This is a genomic window from Streptomyces sp. NPDC003011 (assembly GCF_053591515.1).
On the sequence record NZ_JBSFTY010000011.1, the window covers coordinates 25,637 to 41,836 of the forward strand.

The window sequence follows — 16,200 nt, forward strand, 5'->3', positions numbered from 1 at the left end:
TGGGTCCGTGCCCCCGGTCGGGGCGCGGACCGACGGGGCGCCTTCCCCGGAAACCACGCGGCACGCGATGACACACATCACACGGACGAGCCTTCACAGGGGCCTCAAGAGTCCCGGACGAAGCTTCACACCATCGGTGACACATGCCCGGTGAGACAGCGATACTGCTGCACATGACGACCGACGCCGAGGAGCCGACCCTCACGATCGACGAGCTGGCCGCGCGCGCGGGGGTCACGGTCCGCACGGTCCGCTTCTACGGCACCAAGGGTCTGCTGCCCCCGCCGGTGCTCGGCCCACGGCGGGTCGGTCACTACGGGCGGGACCATCTCGCGCGGCTCGCGCTCATCGAGGAGCTGCAGCAGCAGGGCATGACGCTGGCGGCCATCGAGCGCTATCTGCACCGGCTGCCGCCCGACCTGAGCCCGCACGACCTGGCCATCCACCGCGCCGTGGTGGCCTCGTGGGCGCCGGACACGGTGGAGACGGTCACCCGTGAGGAGCTCGGGCGGCGGGCCGGGCGGGAACTGGACGACGGCGAGGTGGCGCGGCTCGCCGCGATGGACGTGGTCCGGGCCGACGACGGCGACGGCGGGTACCGCGTCGACCTCGGGCTGCTGCGGCTCGGCGTCCGGCTGCTCGACGTACCGCTGTCGCAGGAGGCGATCCTCGCGTCGCGGAAGGTGCTCATCGAGCACTCGCGCGCGGCGGCCCGCGAACTGGCGCGGCTCTTCCACGACGAGGTCTCGGAGCGGGACGCCCGGGACGTGAGGTCGCTGTCCGAGCACATGCACCCCCTGGTGGTGCAGGCACTGCTGACCGCCTTCCAGCGCTCGCTGAAGGAGGAGCTGCGCGAGTGGCTCACACCCGCGCAGTCGCCGGTGGCCGGCTCGTCCGGCACCCCCGGCGCCCCCGGCACGTCGAGCTCCCCGGGGTCAGCGGTGGGCCGGTCCGCCTGACACGTCGCGTGTCTGGCCGGTCAGGCCGCCGCCGGCCTCGTCGACCACGTACAGCAGGGTCGAGACGAGGTCGGGCGGCCCCCCGTCCCTCCGCACGGCCGCGATGGCGTTGACGGTGATGTCGTGGCGACCCAGTGCCGCCGCCGGCGCGCGGGGCCCGGAGCGGGCAGCTGCCGGATGCGACGGCGTTGGACGGCGTCATGTGACCTGTACGGGTGTCTCAGACCCAAGGTGTCTCAGTGGGTCAGCACACCAGGCAAGGGGGCTCTCACGGTACCTGTATCACCAGGGTCTCCCAGACGTTCAGAACGCCTGTCAACCTGGTTGAGTCGAAAGCGCCGACAACGCTCCATGGACACGCACTGCAGCTTTACCCCCGTCAGTTCATCAGCTGCCCCGAATTCGCGACCGTGTCGGCGCACTTTTCCACGACAGAAGGGACGGAGACCAATGGCGGACAACCAATGCACCACTCACACAGGACTTTTCGATCTGCGTGGGAAGTACGCTCTTGTCACTGGCGGCACCAGGGGAATCGGGATGATGATAGCGCGCGGCCTTCTCCAGGCGGGCGCCCGCGTCGTCATCAGCTCACGCAAGGCAGACAGGTGCGCGGAGGCACAGCGTCTGCTGTCCGAATTCGGCGACGTTCGAGCAATCCCCGCCGACCTGTCCAGGCACGACGAGTGTCAGCGCCTCGCTGACCTTGTCCAGGCTGACTCGGAACGCCTGGACATCCTCGTCAACAACGCGGGAGCCATGTGGCGCGAGCCGCTGGAGACGTTCCCGGACGAGGCCTGGGACGCAGTGATCGACCTCAACCTCAAGTCGCCGTTCTGGCTGGTGCAGGCGCTGCTCCCCGCACTTCGCAAGGCGGGCACCGCCGATGATCCCGCGCGGATCATCAACATCGGCAGTATCGCCGCCATCCACGTCGCCCAGGCGCCCAACTACTCGTACGCCAGCAGCAAAGCGGCACTCCATCAACTCACCAGAGTGCTTGCCAGAGAGCTGGGCCCACAGCACGTCACGGTGAACGCGGTAGCACCGGGAGTGTTCCCGTCGCAGATGATGGCGTCCACGCTCGATGCCATCGGCGACACGATCGCCGCGGCGACACCTCTGCGCCGGCTCGGCCGCGACGACGACATGGCGGGTATCGCCGTGTTTCTCGCCAGCCGGGCTGGGTCCTACCTCACGGGCACCATCATCCCGGTAGACGGCGGCACCGCGACGACCGCATCGGGTACCCCTTAGATTGCGGGACGGGCTTACGGTGAGGGGATGGCCACGATGGATCTACGCACCGAGATACGGGAGTTTCTCAGCTCGCGTCGCGCCCGCATCACACCCGAGCAGGCGGGCCTGCCCGCTTACGGCGGCAACCGTCGGGTCAAAGGTCTGCGCCGCGAGGAGGTAGCGCTACTGGCGGGGGTATCGGTCGACTACTACGTGCGCATGGAGCGCGGCAGCCTCGCCGGTGCTTCCGATGGCGTGCTCGAGGCGTTGGCCTCTGCCTTGCAACTCGACGAGGCCGAGCGTGACCACCTGTTCCACCTCGCGCGTCAATCCGGGGCGCCCAGCGGCCCACGCCGGCGCAGGCCTGCCGTGACGGTGCGCTCGACGTTGCAGCAGGTGCTCGACGCGATCTCCGATGCGCCGGCCTGGATCGGTAACGCCCGTTATGACGTGCTCGCCATGAATCAACTCGGTCGTGCGCTGTATTCCCCGGTGCTGGCCGACCCGCGACGGCCCGCGAACACATCACGGTTCGTCTATCTGAACCCCGAGACGGCCAGAGATTTCTTTGTCGACTACGACCGAATTGCCGGTGACGTGGCCGCGAAGCTACGCATGGAAGCCGGCCGCAATCCGCACGACGAGGAGCTGATCGCCCTGGTCGGCGAACTGTCAACGCGCAGTGAGCTGTTTCGGCAGCGGTGGGCATCTCAGGACGTGCGGCTGCACCGGTCCGGCCGCAAGCGGGTGCGCCATCCGATCGTGGGCCAACTCGACTTGGACGTCGAGTCCTTGGAACTGCCCGCCGAACCCGGCTTGCACCTCATCGTCTACACCGCACCCGCGGGCACGCCGACCGCAGACAATTTGGCGCTCCTGGCGTCGTGGGCGGCCACCCAACAGACGCTCGCGACCGAGATCGAAGCACACAACGGATAGTCCGACCCCTTCAGCCGTACTAGTCAGCGGACCATGACGTGGGGCGACAATCGCGAATGCAGCGGATTCAGCGAGCGGCCGGCGCGGTCGTCGGCTCAGCGGTGGGCGACGCCCTGGGCGCCCCCTTCGAGTTTGGCCCCGAGGGAACGTTCTCCGCGCGGTTTCCCGCGCCTGGTGCCGGTGGCGAGATGTGCGGAGGCGGTGGCTGGGACCCCGGCGAGGCCACTGACGACACGCAGATGGCCGTCCTGGTCGCGGAGTCGCTGCTGGAGCGGGGCGGGCTGGATCTGCCGGACATCTTCGCCCGCTTCCAGCGGTGGGCGGCATCAGAGCCGAAGGACATCGGCTTGCAGACCGAGGACGTCCTGACCAACGGCATGCCCTGGGACCTCGCCGCCGCGATCCATTTCCAGGTCAATCAACGAGCAGCGGGAAACGGCTCTTTGATGCGGGCATCCACCTCCGCGGTTCACTTCGCACCCGCCGGCCAGGAAGCCACCATGGACGCGGCCCACCGCATCGCTGCCCTCACCCACGGCGACCGCGCGGCCTGGGAAGGCACCGCGATCTTCCACGAACTCATCCGCCTCACGTTCGAGGACACCGACCCCCTCGGTGCGCTCCCGGACATTTTGGCCCTTGTCCACCCCGACCACCGCGGCCGCTACGCCACCGTCCTCGCGCCCGACTGGCACCCCGATCAGGCGACCGAGTTCAACGGTGCCGTCTGGCCCTGCCTGGGCTCAGCCGTCTGGGCCTTGCGCACCACCACCAGCTTCGAAGACGCGATACGCGCGGCGATCGACCTCGGCGGTGACACGGACACCGTCGCCGCGGTGACCGGAGGCCTCGCGGGGGCGTACTACGGGCTGGACGCAATCCCCGCGCGCTGGACCCAGCCGCTCCATGTCCCCCTCCCAGGCTTCGACGGACGGGTGCTGCACCTGGCAGATCTGCTCCACCTTGCACACCGCCTCGGAGGCTGAACCGGGTGCTGCTCCGCACTCTCCACGAACTCCGGCCTCAGCCGCAGTCACCTGACCAGTGGCTCCGCAAGAAGGACGACTCGATCTGCTTCGACATCGAATCCGAGCACCGGATGACCATGGGCACCCTCCGGATGCATCAGCACCGGCTTGCCCAACCGCCGCCCGATCTCCCGCAAGAAGCCGCAGAACAGTTCAAGTCGCTCCTGCCCCTGCACCTCGCGCAGATCAATGTCGAAATCGATCTCCTCGTCCGAGGAGAAACGGAAGATCGCCAGCACATCAGCTCTCAGCCAGACACGCAGGCTCGGGGACTCAGTATCCGCTGCCCGAGACGGTGCAGCCGCCGCCCGGGGCAGGGGAAGCACCCTCTCTCCTTCGGAGTATCGGCACTTCCAGCCCTTCTCCACGACGAGATCCAGTACGTCTTGCCAGTTGTGCCCCGAGGCATCAGGGACACTCACGTCCGGTAGCGATCCCATCAGGTCCGGATCGAAGCCGGCCGTCGGAACGCCCCCGGTGCGGGACGGACGGGTGCGGGCGGGTGCCCGCACCCGCGCGGTCAGCGGTCGTCGCCGAAGGTCTCCCCCTTCTCCGCCTTCTCCACCAGCAGCGCCGGTGGCGTGAACCGCTCCCCGTAGCGTTCGGCGAGTTCACGCGCGCGTGCCACGAAGCCGGGCAGGCCGGTACCGGCCCCGCCGCCGTCGTAACCGTTGATGTACTGGAGGACCCCGCCGGTCCAGCCCGGGAAGCCGATGCCGAGGATCGATCCGATGTTGGCGTCCGCGACGGACGTCAGCACGCCCTCTTCGAGGAGCCTGACGGTGTCGAGCGCCTCGGCGAACAGCATGCGTTCCTGCATGTCCCGGAAGGGGATCTCGGCTCCTTCGCGCGTGAAGTGCTCGCGCAGGCCCGGCCACAGTCCGGTCCGCCCGCCGTCCTCCCCGTACGCGTAGAAGCCCGCGCCGCCGCTGCGGCCGGTGCGGCCGAATTCGTCGACCATGCGGTCGATGACGGCCTCGGCGGGGTGGGGCGTCCAGGTGCCGCCCGCCTCCTCGACCGCCCGCCTCGTCTCCTGGCGGATCCTGCGCGGGAGCGTCAGCGTCAGCTCGTCCATCAGGGACAGCACCTTGGCCGGGTAACCGGCCTGGGCCGCCGCCTGCTCGACCGACGCGGGCTCGATGCCCTCACCGACCATCGCGACCCCCTCGTTGAGGAAGTGCCCGATCACGCGTGAGGTGAAGAAGCCGCGCGAGTCGTTGACGACGATCGGCGTCTTGTTGATCTGCCGGACCAGGTCGAAGGCGCGGGCGAGTGCCTCGTCGCCGGTGCGCCGGCCCTTGATGATCTCGACGAGCGGCATCCTGTCGACCGGCGAGAAGAAGTGCAGTCCGATGAAGTCGGCCTGGCGTTCCACGCCGTCGGCCAGCGCGGTGATGGGCAGGGTGGAGGTGTTGGAGCACAGCAGCGCGTCCGGCTCGACGACGTGCTGGATCTCCTGGAACACCTTGTGCTTGAGCGAGGTGTCCTCGAAGACGGCCTCGATGACGGCGTCACAGCCCGCGAGGCCGGCAGGGTCGGCCGTCGGCGTGATGCGTCCCAGCAGCGCGTCCGCCTTCTCCTGGGTGGTACGGCCGCGGGAGACGGCCTTGGCGCACAGCTTCTCGGAGTAGCCCCGGCCCTTGACGGCCGCCTCCAGGGACACGTCCTTCAGGACGACGTCGATGCCCGCGCGGGCGCACGCGTAGGCGATGCCCGCGCCCATCATCCCGGCGCCGAGGACACCGACCTTGCGGACCTTGCGGGGCTCGACGCCCTTGGGGCGGTTGGCGCCGGAGTTGACGGCCTGGAGGTCGAAGAAGAACGCCTGGATCATGTTCTTCGCCGTCTGGCCCGCCGCCAGTTCGACGAAGTAGCGGGCCTCGATGACCTGCGCGGTCTCGAAGTCGACCTGGGCGCCCTCGACGGCGGCGGCGAGGATGTTCCGCGGGGCCGGGTAGGGGGCGCCGTTCGTCTGCTTGCGCAGGGTGGCCGGGAAGGCGGGCAGGTTCGCCGCGAACTTGGGGTGGGCGGGGGTGCCGCCGGGGATGCGGTGACCCGGCCTGTCCCAGGGCTGCCGCGACTCGGGGTGGGCCTCGATGAAGGCGCGGGCCTTTTCGAGCAGCTCGTCCTGGGTGGCGGCCACGTCGTCGACCAGGCCGTTCTCCAGGGCGCGCCGGGGGCTGTACTGGGTGCCCTGGAGGAGGACCTTCAGCAGCGCGTCGGCGATGCCGAGCAGGCGGACCGTGCGGACGACGCCGCCGCCTCCGGGGAGCAGGCCGAGGGTGACCTCGGGGCAGCCGATCTTCGAGCCCGGCGCGTCCAGGGCGATGCGGTGGTGGCAGGCCAGGGCGATCTCGTACCCGCCGCCGAGGGCCGCGCCGTTCATGGCGGCGACGACCGGCTTGCCTAGGGTCTCGATGCGGCGCAGGTTCCGTTTGATCGCCATGCCGCCGTCGAACAGTTCCTGGGCGGTCTCGGGCGTGACCCGGATCAGGTCGCGCAGGTCGCCGCCGGCGAAGAAGGTCTTCTTCGCTGACGTGATGATGACGCCGCGGACGGTGTCCTTCTCGGCCTCCAGGCGGTCGGTGATCACCGCGAGGGAGTCGCGGAACGCCTGGTTCATGGTGTTGGCTGACTGGTCCGGGTCGTCGAGGACAAGGGTGACGACGCCGGTGCGGTCCTGTTCCCAGCGGATGGTGGTGCTCTGTGTCATGACAGGGTCTCCGTAGAAGTCTCTTGGGTCCGGATTCCGCCGGGGATTCAGACGCGCTCGACGATCGTGGCGATGCCCATGCCGCCGCCGACGCAGAGCGTGGCCAGGCCGTACCGCTTGTCCTGGCGCTCCAGTTCGTCGACCAGGGAACCGAGGATCATCGCGCCGGTCGCGCCGAGCGGGTGGCCGAGAGCGATGGCGCCGCCGTTGACGTTGACCTTGTCGAGGGACAGGCCCATGTCCTTGACGAAGCGCAGGACGACCGCCGCGAAGGCCTCGTTGATCTCGACCAGGTCGATGTCGTCGATCGTCAGCCCGGCCCGGGCCAGCGCCTTGCGGGTGGCCGGCGCGGGACCGGTGAGCATGATGGTGGGCTCGGAGCCGGAGACGGCGGCGGAGACGATCCGCGCGCGGGGGGTGAGCCCGTAGCGCTCGCCGATCTCCTCGGAGCCGATGGCGACCAGCGAGGCGCCGTCCACGATGCCGGAGGAGTTGCCCGCGTGGTGGACGTGGTCGATCTTCTCCACCCAGTGGTACTTCTGCAGCGCCACGGCGTCGAAGCCGCCCAGGTCGCCGATGTCCGCGAAGGACGGCTTGAGCCGGGCGAGCGAGTCGGCGGTCGTCCCCGGGCGGGGGTGCTCGTCGTGGTCGAGGACGACGAGTCCGCTGCGGTCCCTGACCGGGACGACGGAGCGGTCGAAGCGGCCCTCCTTCCAGGCGGTGGCCGCCCGCTCCTGCGAGAGCGCCGCGTACTCGTCGACGTCCCGCCGGGAGAAGCCCTCGATGGTCGCGATGAGGTCGGCGCCGATGCCCTGCGGCACGAAGTTGGTGGCCAGGTTGGTCATCGGGTCGTTGAACCAGGCGCCGCCGTCCGACGCCATCGGCACCCGGGACATGGACTCGACGCCGCCCGCGAGGACCAGGTCCTCCCAGCCCGAACGGACCTTGGCGGCGGCCATGTTGACGGCCTCCAGGCCCGAGGCACAGAAGCGGTTCTCCTGGACGCCCGCGACCGTGTCCGGCAGTCCGGCGGCGATGGCGGCGATCCGGGCGATGTCGGAGCCCTGGTCGCCGACCGGGCCGACGACGCCGAGGACGATGTCGTCGACGGCGGCCGGGTCCAGGCCCGGGAAGCGGTCGCGGATCTCGTGGATGAGCCCGACGACCAGGTCGATGGGCTTCGTGCCGTGCAGGGCGCCGTCCGCCTTGCCGCGGCCGCGCGGGGTGCGGATCGCGTCGTACACGTACGCTTCGGTGCTCACAGGTCAGGCCTTTCGGGTGAGGGTCAGCCCAGCAGGGAACGGCCGATGATCTCCTTCATGATCTCGGTGGTCCCGCCGTAGATGGTCTGGATGCGGCCGTCGGTGAAGGCCCGGGCGATCGGATGCTCTGTCATGTAGCCGTAGCCGCCGTGCAGTTGGAGGCAGCGGTCGGCGACCCGCTTCTGCAGCTCGGTCGCCCACCACTTGGCCATGGAGGCGTGCACGGCGTCGAGTCCGCCGTTCACGTGGTCCTCTGCGCAACGGTCGAGGAAGGCTCGGGTGACGGCGCACTCGGTGGCCATCTCGGCCACCTCGAAGCGGATGTGCTGCTTGCTCGCCAGGGGCCGCCCGAAGGCCTCACGCTCCTTGACGTACCGCGTGGTGATCTCCAGCAGGTGCTCGGCGGCGGCGATCGCGGCGACGGCGATGCTCAGGCGTTCCTGCGCGAGATGGGTCATCAGGTGGGCGAAGGCGCCGTCGAGCTCGCCGAGCAGGTTCTCCTTGGGCACGCGCACGTCCTGGAAGAACAACTCGGCCGTGTCCTGGGCCTTCTGGCCGATCTTGTCGAGGTTGCGGCCCCGCTCGAAGCCCGCCATGCCGCGCTCGACGACGAGCAGGGACAGGCCGTGCGCGCCGCCCTGCGGTCTCGTCCTCGCCACGACGATCACGAGGTCGGCGAGGATCCCGTTGGAGATGAACGTCTTGGAGCCGTTGAGCAGCCAGTGGTCGCCGCGGTCCGCCGCGTGCGTCCTGATGCCCTGGAGGTCGGATCCGGCGCCGGGCTCGGTCATGGCGATGGCGGTGATCAGGGTGCCGTCGCAGAAGCCGGGCAGCCAGCGCCGCTTCTGCTCCTCGGTGGCGAGGCCGGTCAGGTACGGGCCGATGATGTCGTTGTGCAGGCCGAGGGCGAGCCCCGGAGTGCCCGCGCGGGTGAACTCCTCGGCGAGGACCATGCTGTGGCGGAAGTCGGCGGTGCCGCCGCCCCCGTACTCCTCGTCCACGGCGAGTCCCAGCAGGCCCTGCTTGCCGGCCGCCCGCCAGGCCTGTCGGGAGACGATGCCGTCCTTCTCCCACTGGTCGTAGTACGGCAGCACCTCGCGGGCCAGGAAGCCGCGCACGCTCTCGCGGAACGCGTCGTGCTCGGGGGAGAAGATGCGCCGCTTCATGGTCGGTCCTTCATGCGTGGCCCTTCATCGTGGCCTTTCAGGAGGCCGGGTACGTGCCAGTCGCGCGCCACGTCCGCCGTGTCGGCGCCGGGCCGGGCGGGGCCGGTGCGGACCGCTGTCGGGGTCGCCGAGAAGCGGGGCGCGGGTGCGGGCTGGGTGATGCCGCCGTGGTCGGTGAAGGTGCCGCGCGCGGCGAGGTGCGGGTGGTGCGGGGCCTCGCGCAGCGACAGGACGGGGGCCACGCAGGCGTCGGTGCCCTCGAAGACCTCCGTCCACTCGTCCCGCGTACGGGACCTGAAGCGGGCCGCGACCGCCTCGCGCAGTTCGCTCCAGCGGGTCCGGTCCGTGCGGGCCGTGGCGAGGCCCGTGAGGCCGAGCAGGTCCAGGAACGTGTCGTAGAACCGGGGCTCCAGGGCGCCGACCGCCATGTGGCGGCCGTCGGCGGTCTCGTAGGTGCCGTAGTAGGGGCAGCCGCCGTCGAGGAGGTTGGCTCCTCGCCGGTCCTGCCAGCCGCCGGCGGCGAGCATCCCGTGGATCATCGCGGACAGGTGCGCGGTGCCGTCGACGATGGCGGCGTCCACCACCTGGCCGGTGCCGCTCGCGCGCGCGTGGTGGAGGGCGGCGAGGACGCCGACGACGAGGTAGAGGGAGCCGCCCGCGTAGTCCCCGAGCAGGTTGGCGGGGACGGCCGGGGGCTGGTCCGGGGCGCCGATCATGCCGAGGGTGCCGGTGAGGGCGATGTAGGCGATGTCGTGGCCCGCGCGCGGGGCGAGGGGGCCCTGCTGGCCCCAGCCGGTCATCCGGCCGTAGACGAGTCGCGGGTTGCGGGCGTGACAGGCCTCGGGGCCGACGCCGAGACGTTCGGCGACCTGCGGCCGGTAGCCCTCGACGAGGATGTCGGCGTGCTCGGCGAGGTCGAGGACGCGGGCGGGGCCGTCGGCCGCCTTCAGGTCGACGATCACCGAGCGCTTGTTGCGGTTGGTGACGTCATAGGCCGGATCGATCGCGAGCCCCTGGCCTCCGGGCCGGTCCACGCGGACCACGTCGGCGCCGAGGTCGGCGAGGAGCATGCCGGCGAACGGGCCGGGCCCGATACCGGCCAGCTCGACCACGCGCACGCCGGTGAGCGGGCCCTGCCCTGGCGTCGTTGCCATCCAGCCCCCAGAGATCTGACACACATGATGTAACACCAGTGATGCTAAGAACGCCGTCAGCCCGGCACAAGACCTGGGCGAGCAAGCGCTCAGTGGGCTGCCCGGCCCGCCGTCCGCTCAGCGCGCGTCCAGCTCCGCCGTCCGCCGCTTCGTGGCGATCGTGCGGTAGCTCTCCTCCACCCAGTCGCACAGCAGCCCGGCGGCGGGGGCGCCCTGCCCCTCCAGCGGGATGCTCACCCAGCCGGATCTGCCGAGGCCGTATCCGGCGGGTTCGGCGCCGGGGCAGGTCAGCGCGTGGGCGTGGGCGGCCTCGTCCCTGAGCTTCACCGTGACGCCCAGCGGATGACTGCCGTCGTCGACGCCGAGGAAGACGAACACCTTCTTGTCGACCTTGGCGACGGTCTCGCCCCAGGGGAACTCCTCCGTGGCACCGGGCATCCCGAGCGCGAACGCGCGCACCTTCTCCCACGTCCTCAGGGCTTTCTTCGGCACGGCCACCTGCCACCTCCGGCCTCGTCGTCGGCCACCGCACTTCTCACGCTAGCCTCGGCCACCGACAACGGCGCGTGCGACGCGGGACCAAGGGGTGTCATGAACAGGCCGAACAGGGCGGATCGTCCGTACGACATCGTGCTCTTCGGAGCCACCGGCTTCGTGGGGGCGCTCACCGCGGAGTACCTCGCCGCGCACGCCCCGGAGGGGCTGCGCTGGGCGATCGCCGGGCGCAACGAGGGCAAGCTGCGGGACCTGCGCGAGCGGCTGCCCGGCGGCACGCGGCCCGGGGTGGTGCGGGCGGACGTGGCCGACCCGGCCTCGCTGCGCGCGCTCGCCGAGCAGGCGCGCGTGGTGGCCACGACGGTGGGCCCCTATGTGACGTACGGCGAGGAACTGGTCGCCGCGTGCGCGGACACCGGCACGGACTGTCTGGACCTCACCGGCGAGCCGGAGTTCGTGGACCTGATGTACGTCCGTCATGACGCCCGCGCGCGGGAGACGGGCGCGCGGCTGGTGCACGCGTGCGGTTTCGACTCGGTACCGCACGACCTGGGCGTGTACTTCACGGTCCGGCAGCTGCCCGAGGGGGTGCCGCTCAGGGTGGACGGGTTCGTGACGGCGGACGCGGCCTTCTCGGGCGGCACGTTCGCCTCGGCGCTCAACCAGGTCGCGCGCGGGCGGCAGATGATCGCCGCCGCGCGGGACCGGGCCCGGCACGAGCCCCGGCTGATCGGCCGGCGGGCCTGCGCTGCGACCGCGGTGCCGCGGTACGCGCCGGAGGTCGGTGCCTGGGCGCTTCCCCTGCCGACGATCGACGCGCAGGTCGTGCGGCGCTCCGCGCGGGCGCTGGAACGCTACGGGCCCGACTTCCGCTACCGCGAGTACGCGGCGGTACGGCGTCTGCCGGTGGCGCTGGGCGGGGTCGCGGCGGTGGGCGCGCTGGTCGCGGCGGCGCAGTTGCCGCCCGCGCGGCGCTGGCTGTCCCACCGCGTCAGGCCGGGGGACGGGCCCGGTCCCGACCAGCGGGCGAAGAGCTGGTTCAAGGTCCGCTTCGTCGGCGAGGGCGGCGGCCGGCGCGTGTACACGGAGGTGGCGGGCGGTGATCCGGGATACGGCGAGACGTCGAAGATCTTCGCGGAGTCGGCGCTGTCCCTGGCCTTCGACGACCTGCCGCCGAGCGCCGGCCAGGTCACCACGGCGGTCGCGATGGGCGACGCGCTGACCGGGCGGCTGCGCCGGGCGGGGATCACGTTCCGGGTCGTCGCGACCCGCTGACCCGGCTCTACAGAGGCCACTGGACGACGGTGTAGATCATGCCGCCGATCCAGCCGAGCCCCGCCAGCACGGCGAGGATCAGCGCGGCCGTCACTGCACGCTCGACAGGCCGGTCGGGGTCGGCGAGGGGCTTGGGCGCGCGGTGTGTCGTCATGCGGCACAGCCTGCCGAGCGGGCCCGCGCCCGCGCATCCGTACAGGTACTCAGAAGGGATACTCAGGCCGGCCGTCCCGTCAGGCGGTCGCCGTCCCGTCAGGCGGTCGCCTCCCCGTCAGGCGGTCGCGTCCTTCAGCGCGCTGCGGCACAGCGCGTCGGCCGCGCGGGTCGTCTCCGGCAGGCGGTACCGGGGGGTCAGCGCGAGTGTGTGGGCGCAGGCGCCCGCGAGGCCGGCCCGGTGGCCGACGGAGACGAACACCGGTTTGACACCGTCGCGGGTGCGCAACGCGCGGCCGACCTCCTCGGTACCGGCGAGCAGGGGGGACGTACTGCCGCGCGGGGTGCCGGGATCGTCGTACGTGAAGGTGAAGGGGTTCTTGGCGACGCCGATGGTGGGCAGGCCGGTGAGGACGCCGAGGTGGCTGGCGAGGCCGAAGCGGCGCGGGTGGGCGAGGCCGTAGCCGTCGCAGACGACCAGGCCGGGCGGGCACGGCAGCCGGTCGAGGGCGGCCAGCACCGTCGGGATCTCCCGGAAGGCGAGCAGGCCCGGCACGTAGGGGAAGGAGACCCGGCCGACGGCCGTGGCCCGCGCGACGACCGTGAGCCGTGCCGCGTCCAGCACGACGGCCGCGGCCACGACGAGGTCACGCTCGTCGTCGTAGGCCACGTCGACGCCGGTCACGTGGCCGGTGCCGGGCGGTGGGCCCGGCTCGTCGAGGATCACCCGTGCCCGCAGCTCGTCCTGGACCGCGCGGGCCTCGTCCTCGGTCGCGGGCCAGCCCGCTGGAATGCGTACGGTCGTCATGGTGGTGACGAGCGTACGGTCCGCGCGCGGGCGGCCTCGGCGCCGGGGTCAGCCCTTGTCGCCCAGCGCGCGCTGGAGCTGACTCTTGTTCATGTCCGAACGGCCCTGGATGCCCCGCTTCTTGGCCTCCTCGTAGAGCTGGTCGTACGTGGGGCCCTGAGAGCCCTTGCCCGACCGCTGGCCGCCCCGCTTGCCGGACGACATGTCCCGGGTCGAGGTGCGGCTGGCGGTCTTCGCCTCGCCGGACCGGGCGCGCTCCTTGTTCACCGTCCGCGCGGCGATCTCCTCGGCGCGTCCGGCGCTCTCACCGCGGTCCTGCGCACTCTTCTTGATGTGCTCGTACTGGCGTTCCCGCTTGGGGCTGGAACCACTGGGCATGTCCGCTCACTCCTCTCACGTGGGTGAACGGGTACCCGGATTCCGGCGGACGCGGCCTGCCGGTCGCGGTCAGCTTTCCAGGCGGGCCACCCGCCCCTGCTCACCGGCCGCCCAGCAGCTCAGGTCGGGGGTGCAGTCCACGGTGTCGTAGGAGCCCGTGTCCACGGTCCGCCAGGTGCGGCCGCCGTCCGTGGTGAGGTCCGTGCCGGCCGGCCCGACCGCGAGGGCGGCCGTGCGGCGGTGCGGGAGCCAGGCCACACCGGAGCGGTAGGCCGGCGGCGGCTCGGCGGCGGGCCGCCAGGCGCGGCCCCCGTCGGCGGTGCGGGCGGCCGGGCGCGGAGAGGCCTGGTCCGGGCGGTGGTCACCGCCGACCGCGAGGCCGTGCGTACGGTCGCGGAAGGCGAGCGCGAAGACGCCACGGGCCGGGTCTCCGGCGGGGATCGGCACGTCGGAGGCCGTCCAGGTCAGCCCGCGGTCGGCGGAGTGCAGCACCCGCGCGCGGGCGGCCCCGCCGGTCGCCAGCCACACGTCCCGGGGGCCGGAGGAGACCAGGCACTGACCGCTCGCCGCGAAGCCCGCCTCGCCCGGCTGCGCGGCCGGCATCCCGGCGCTGGGCAGCACCGTCCAGGTACGGCCGCCGTCGCCGGTCGACAGGATGCGGAACTTCCCGTCCACCGGGTCGCTCATCGCGAGGCCGTGACGGCGGTCGAAGAAGGTGAGGCAGTCGTAGAAGGCCTCCGGGTCGGTGTTGCGGAAGGACTCGGTCCAGGTCTCACCGCCGTCGTCGGTGCGGTACACGCGGGACGCCTCGCCCTCGCCGATGGCCAGCACCACGGCGCGCCGCGCGTCGAACGCCTCAATGTCCCGGAACTGGAGCGCGGCGGCGCCCGGCGGCGAGACGTCGCGCCAGCTCGTCCCGCCGTCGGTGGTGCGCAGCACGGTGCCCTGCGTTCCGGCGACCCAGGCGGTGTTCCGGCCGACCGCCGACAGGCCCCGGAGGCGGACCCCGGGACTCGCGGTGTCCTTGAGCTCCCAGTGCGGGGTCCGGCCCGGCGCCTGGTGTGCCTGCGCGGGTGCGGCGGTCAGGGCGGCGAGCGCCGCCACGCAGACCGCCCCCACGGCCACCGTCCGGGCCGGACGGCTCCTCCTCGTGCGTCGCGTCATCCCCAAGCGCCTCATGGCGGGCGAAGCTAGCCCAGCGTCCGGGTGCCGTCCAGAGGGCCGCGTCCGCCGTGTGCGGGTTTGCTCCACTCGCCCCAAGTGTCCTTCACGTCCCACGAGAAGAGCTCGGTCACTCCCGTGAATGAACGCGGTGACAGAGGTCACTCGATATTCGTGTGCACGGATCGACTGATTCCGACGTCTCTTCCAGTGCCCGGCCTCATCCCCGGAAGTCCGTCCAGCCGTCGCAAGGGAGCAAGGCGTTGTCCATCGTCATCGAGCAGCCCGTAGAGGCCCGTCTCGTCGCCGCCGCGCCGCGGATGCCGAGCATTCCCGCCACCCTGCACTACGACCGGCGCGACCCGTTCGCCGTCCGCATGACCTTCCCGGCCCCGGCCACCCTGGAGGGCGTGGAGGTCTGCTGGACCTTCAGCCGCGAGCTGCTGTCGGCCGGTCTCCAGGAGCCCGAGGGCCACGGGGACGTACGGGTGCGGCCGTACGGGTACGACCGCACCGTCCTGGAGTTCCACGCCCCCGAGGGCACCGCCGTCGTGCACGTCCGCTCGGGTGAGCTGCGGCGCTTCCTGGAGGCGACCAGCGAGCTGGTGCCGGTCGGTCTGGAGCACCTGCAGCTGGACCTGGACCACGACCTGGCGGAGCTGATGCGGGACGCCTGCTGAGCCCTGCGCGTCCGCCCGCCGAGCGTCTGCCGGGCGGACCGGCGCCCTCGGACCGGCACCCTCGGACCGGCCGGGCTCACACCCAGCAGCGCGTTGAGCTCCCGTGGCCGAGCCCGTCCGTCGGCGGCTCGTAGGTCCCCGCGGGCGGCGCTCGTAACCGGCCAGCACGTTCAGCGGCCCGTCGATCCCGTCGACGAGCGCCTTCACCACCCCGGGCTCGACGGCCCCGGGGACGAAGATCCCGTCGGCGCCCGCGGCCAGGAGGACGTCGGTCCTCTCCAGAGGGCGGTCCACTCCCCCGGCGCCCCGCAGGAACGTGTCGATCCGGGCGGTGACGAACAGCGGCCCGCCGTGCGCGTCGGCGGCCTCGCGGGCGGCGGCGACGCGTTCCGCCCGCTCGGCCGCCGGCGGCAAGGGGTCGCGCCCGGATCGTGCCGGCCACCCCCGCCGCATCCCGCGCGTCGCCGCTCTCGATGTCGGCGCTGACCGGCTCGTCCACCGCGGCGGCGATGCCCGCCACGGCCGTCAAAGCCCGGTCGCGGTCCAGGGTGTCGCCGTCGCCGCGCCCAGGGCCCAGGCCAGGCCCGTGCTCGTGGTCGCCACCGCCGCGGCACCGGCGTGCTCCGTGCTCGACGACGCCGGCACCGGCGGTGTCCCGGACGCCCGGCGGGACGAGGGGGCGGCCCCGGACGTGCAGGGCGCGGAAGGCGAGCGCGCGGCCGTGGCCGGTGTTCCGCTGCGCCACGGGGATCACTCAAGCAGCCGTCGCCCGCGCGGTCCGGCAGGACTC

The 16,200-nt window shown here is 71.9% G+C and carries 16 protein-coding genes and 2 pseudogenes; 6 read left to right on the forward strand and 12 right to left on the reverse strand.

Going from position 1 to position 16,200, the window contains the following annotated elements; all coding sequences use genetic code 11:
• Nucleotides 1–173 precede the first annotated feature (173 nt).
• From ACWD0J_RS08190 to ACWD0J_RS08205, 4 genes are all read left to right on the forward strand, one after another.
• The gene (locus tag ACWD0J_RS08190) at nucleotides 174–959 is read left to right on the forward strand and encodes a MerR family transcriptional regulator (RefSeq protein ID WP_451494936.1); all 786 of its coding nucleotides are present in this window, start codon (nucleotides 174–176) and stop codon (nucleotides 957–959) included.
• Between the two features lie 450 nt (nucleotides 960–1,409).
• A complete protein-coding gene (locus ACWD0J_RS08195) occupies nucleotides 1,410–2,216 on the forward strand; it encodes an SDR family oxidoreductase (RefSeq protein WP_451494937.1) in 807 nt (268 codons plus the stop codon).
• A 27-nt stretch (nucleotides 2,217–2,243) separates the two neighbouring features.
• Nucleotides 2,244–3,137: a helix-turn-helix transcriptional regulator gene (locus ACWD0J_RS08200; protein ID WP_451494938.1), complete on the forward strand. Its 894-nt coding sequence runs from the start codon at nucleotides 2,244–2,246 to the stop codon at nucleotides 3,135–3,137.
• 56 nt (nucleotides 3,138–3,193) lie between these two features.
• On the forward strand, nucleotides 3,194–4,123 hold the full coding sequence (locus tag ACWD0J_RS08205) for an ADP-ribosylglycohydrolase family protein (RefSeq protein ID WP_451494939.1): 930 nt from the start codon (nucleotides 3,194–3,196) through the stop codon (nucleotides 4,121–4,123).
• Nucleotides 4,124–4,170: 47 nt separating this feature from the next.
• Here ACWD0J_RS08205 and ACWD0J_RS08210 read toward each other — a convergent pair whose 3' ends face one another.
• The 6 genes from ACWD0J_RS08210 to ACWD0J_RS08235 all read right to left on the reverse strand — a co-directional run bounded on the left by ACWD0J_RS08210 (nucleotide 4,171) and on the right by ACWD0J_RS08235 (nucleotide 10,958).
• The gene (locus tag ACWD0J_RS08210) at nucleotides 4,171–4,605 is read right to left on the reverse strand and encodes a hypothetical protein (protein WP_451494940.1); all 435 of its coding nucleotides are present in this window, start codon (nucleotides 4,603–4,605) and stop codon (nucleotides 4,171–4,173) included.
• A gap of 80 nt (nucleotides 4,606–4,685) precedes the next feature.
• The gene (locus tag ACWD0J_RS08215) at nucleotides 4,686–6,878 is read right to left on the reverse strand and encodes a 3-hydroxyacyl-CoA dehydrogenase NAD-binding domain-containing protein (RefSeq protein ID WP_451494941.1); all 2,193 of its coding nucleotides are present in this window, start codon (nucleotides 6,876–6,878) and stop codon (nucleotides 4,686–4,688) included.
• Nucleotides 6,879–6,925: 47 nt separating this feature from the next.
• Nucleotides 6,926–8,140 carry an acetyl-CoA C-acetyltransferase gene (locus ACWD0J_RS08220; RefSeq protein WP_451494942.1) on the reverse strand — a complete coding sequence of 405 codons (1,215 nt, stop codon included), beginning with the start codon at nucleotides 8,138–8,140 and terminating at the stop codon, nucleotides 6,926–6,928.
• 23 nt (nucleotides 8,141–8,163) lie between these two features.
• A complete protein-coding gene (locus tag ACWD0J_RS08225) occupies nucleotides 8,164–9,306 on the reverse strand; it encodes an acyl-CoA dehydrogenase family protein (protein WP_451494943.1) in 1,143 nt (380 codons plus the stop codon).
• Nucleotides 9,303–10,460, reverse strand: a complete 1,158-nt coding sequence (locus ACWD0J_RS08230) for a CaiB/BaiF CoA transferase family protein (RefSeq protein WP_451494944.1) — start codon at nucleotides 10,458–10,460, stop codon at nucleotides 9,303–9,305. The genes ACWD0J_RS08225 and ACWD0J_RS08230 overlap by 4 nt, the downstream gene beginning before the upstream one ends.
• Nucleotides 10,461–10,577: 117 nt before the next feature.
• A complete protein-coding gene (locus tag ACWD0J_RS08235) occupies nucleotides 10,578–10,958 on the reverse strand; it encodes an MmcQ/YjbR family DNA-binding protein (RefSeq protein WP_451494945.1) in 381 nt (126 codons plus the stop codon).
• 93 nt (nucleotides 10,959–11,051) lie between these two features.
• Here ACWD0J_RS08235 and ACWD0J_RS08240 point away from each other — a divergent pair, with 93 nt between their 5' ends.
• Nucleotides 11,052–12,230, forward strand: coding sequence for a saccharopine dehydrogenase family protein (locus ACWD0J_RS08240; protein WP_451494946.1), 1,179 nt, complete (start codon nucleotides 11,052–11,054; stop codon nucleotides 12,228–12,230).
• Nucleotides 12,231–12,237: 7 nt separating this feature from the next.
• Here the strand turns inward: ACWD0J_RS08240 and mmpA are convergent, their stop codons facing one another.
• The 4 genes from mmpA to ACWD0J_RS08260 all read right to left on the reverse strand — a co-directional run bounded on the left by mmpA (nucleotide 12,238) and on the right by ACWD0J_RS08260 (nucleotide 14,733).
• A complete protein-coding gene (gene mmpA, locus ACWD0J_RS08245) occupies nucleotides 12,238–12,384 on the reverse strand; it encodes a morphogenic membrane protein MmpA (RefSeq protein ID WP_451494947.1) in 147 nt (48 codons plus the stop codon).
• A gap of 117 nt (nucleotides 12,385–12,501) precedes the next feature.
• Nucleotides 12,502–13,191 carry an endonuclease V gene (locus ACWD0J_RS08250; protein ID WP_451494948.1) on the reverse strand — a complete coding sequence of 230 codons (690 nt, stop codon included), beginning with the start codon at nucleotides 13,189–13,191 and terminating at the stop codon, nucleotides 12,502–12,504.
• Nucleotides 13,192–13,239: 48 nt separating this feature from the next.
• The gene (locus ACWD0J_RS08255; protein WP_451494949.1) at nucleotides 13,240–13,569 is read right to left on the reverse strand and encodes a plasmid stabilization protein; all 330 of its coding nucleotides are present in this window, start codon (nucleotides 13,567–13,569) and stop codon (nucleotides 13,240–13,242) included.
• Between the two features lie 69 nt (nucleotides 13,570–13,638).
• The gene (locus ACWD0J_RS08260) at nucleotides 13,639–14,733 is read right to left on the reverse strand and encodes a WD40/YVTN/BNR-like repeat-containing protein (protein WP_451494950.1); all 1,095 of its coding nucleotides are present in this window, start codon (nucleotides 14,731–14,733) and stop codon (nucleotides 13,639–13,641) included.
• Nucleotides 14,734–14,993: 260 nt separating this feature from the next.
• Between ACWD0J_RS08260 and ACWD0J_RS08265 the strand changes: the two genes are divergently transcribed.
• On the forward strand, nucleotides 14,994–15,410 hold the full coding sequence (locus ACWD0J_RS08265; protein WP_451494951.1) for an SsgA family sporulation/cell division regulator: 417 nt from the start codon (nucleotides 14,994–14,996) through the stop codon (nucleotides 15,408–15,410).
• A 216-nt stretch (nucleotides 15,411–15,626) separates the two neighbouring features.
• On the opposite strand, the pseudogene ACWD0J_RS08270 reads toward ACWD0J_RS08265, so the two are convergent.
• Together ACWD0J_RS08270 and ACWD0J_RS08275 are read right to left on the reverse strand one after the other, a co-directional pair.
• Nucleotides 15,627–15,863, reverse strand: a pseudogene (locus ACWD0J_RS08270) (isocitrate lyase/phosphoenolpyruvate mutase family protein); the annotation flags it as partial.
• Nucleotides 15,864–15,891: 28 nt separating this feature from the next.
• A pseudogene (locus ACWD0J_RS08275) lies at nucleotides 15,892–16,164 on the reverse strand (isocitrate lyase/phosphoenolpyruvate mutase family protein); the annotation flags it as partial.
• Nucleotides 16,165–16,200: the final 36 nt, after the last annotated feature.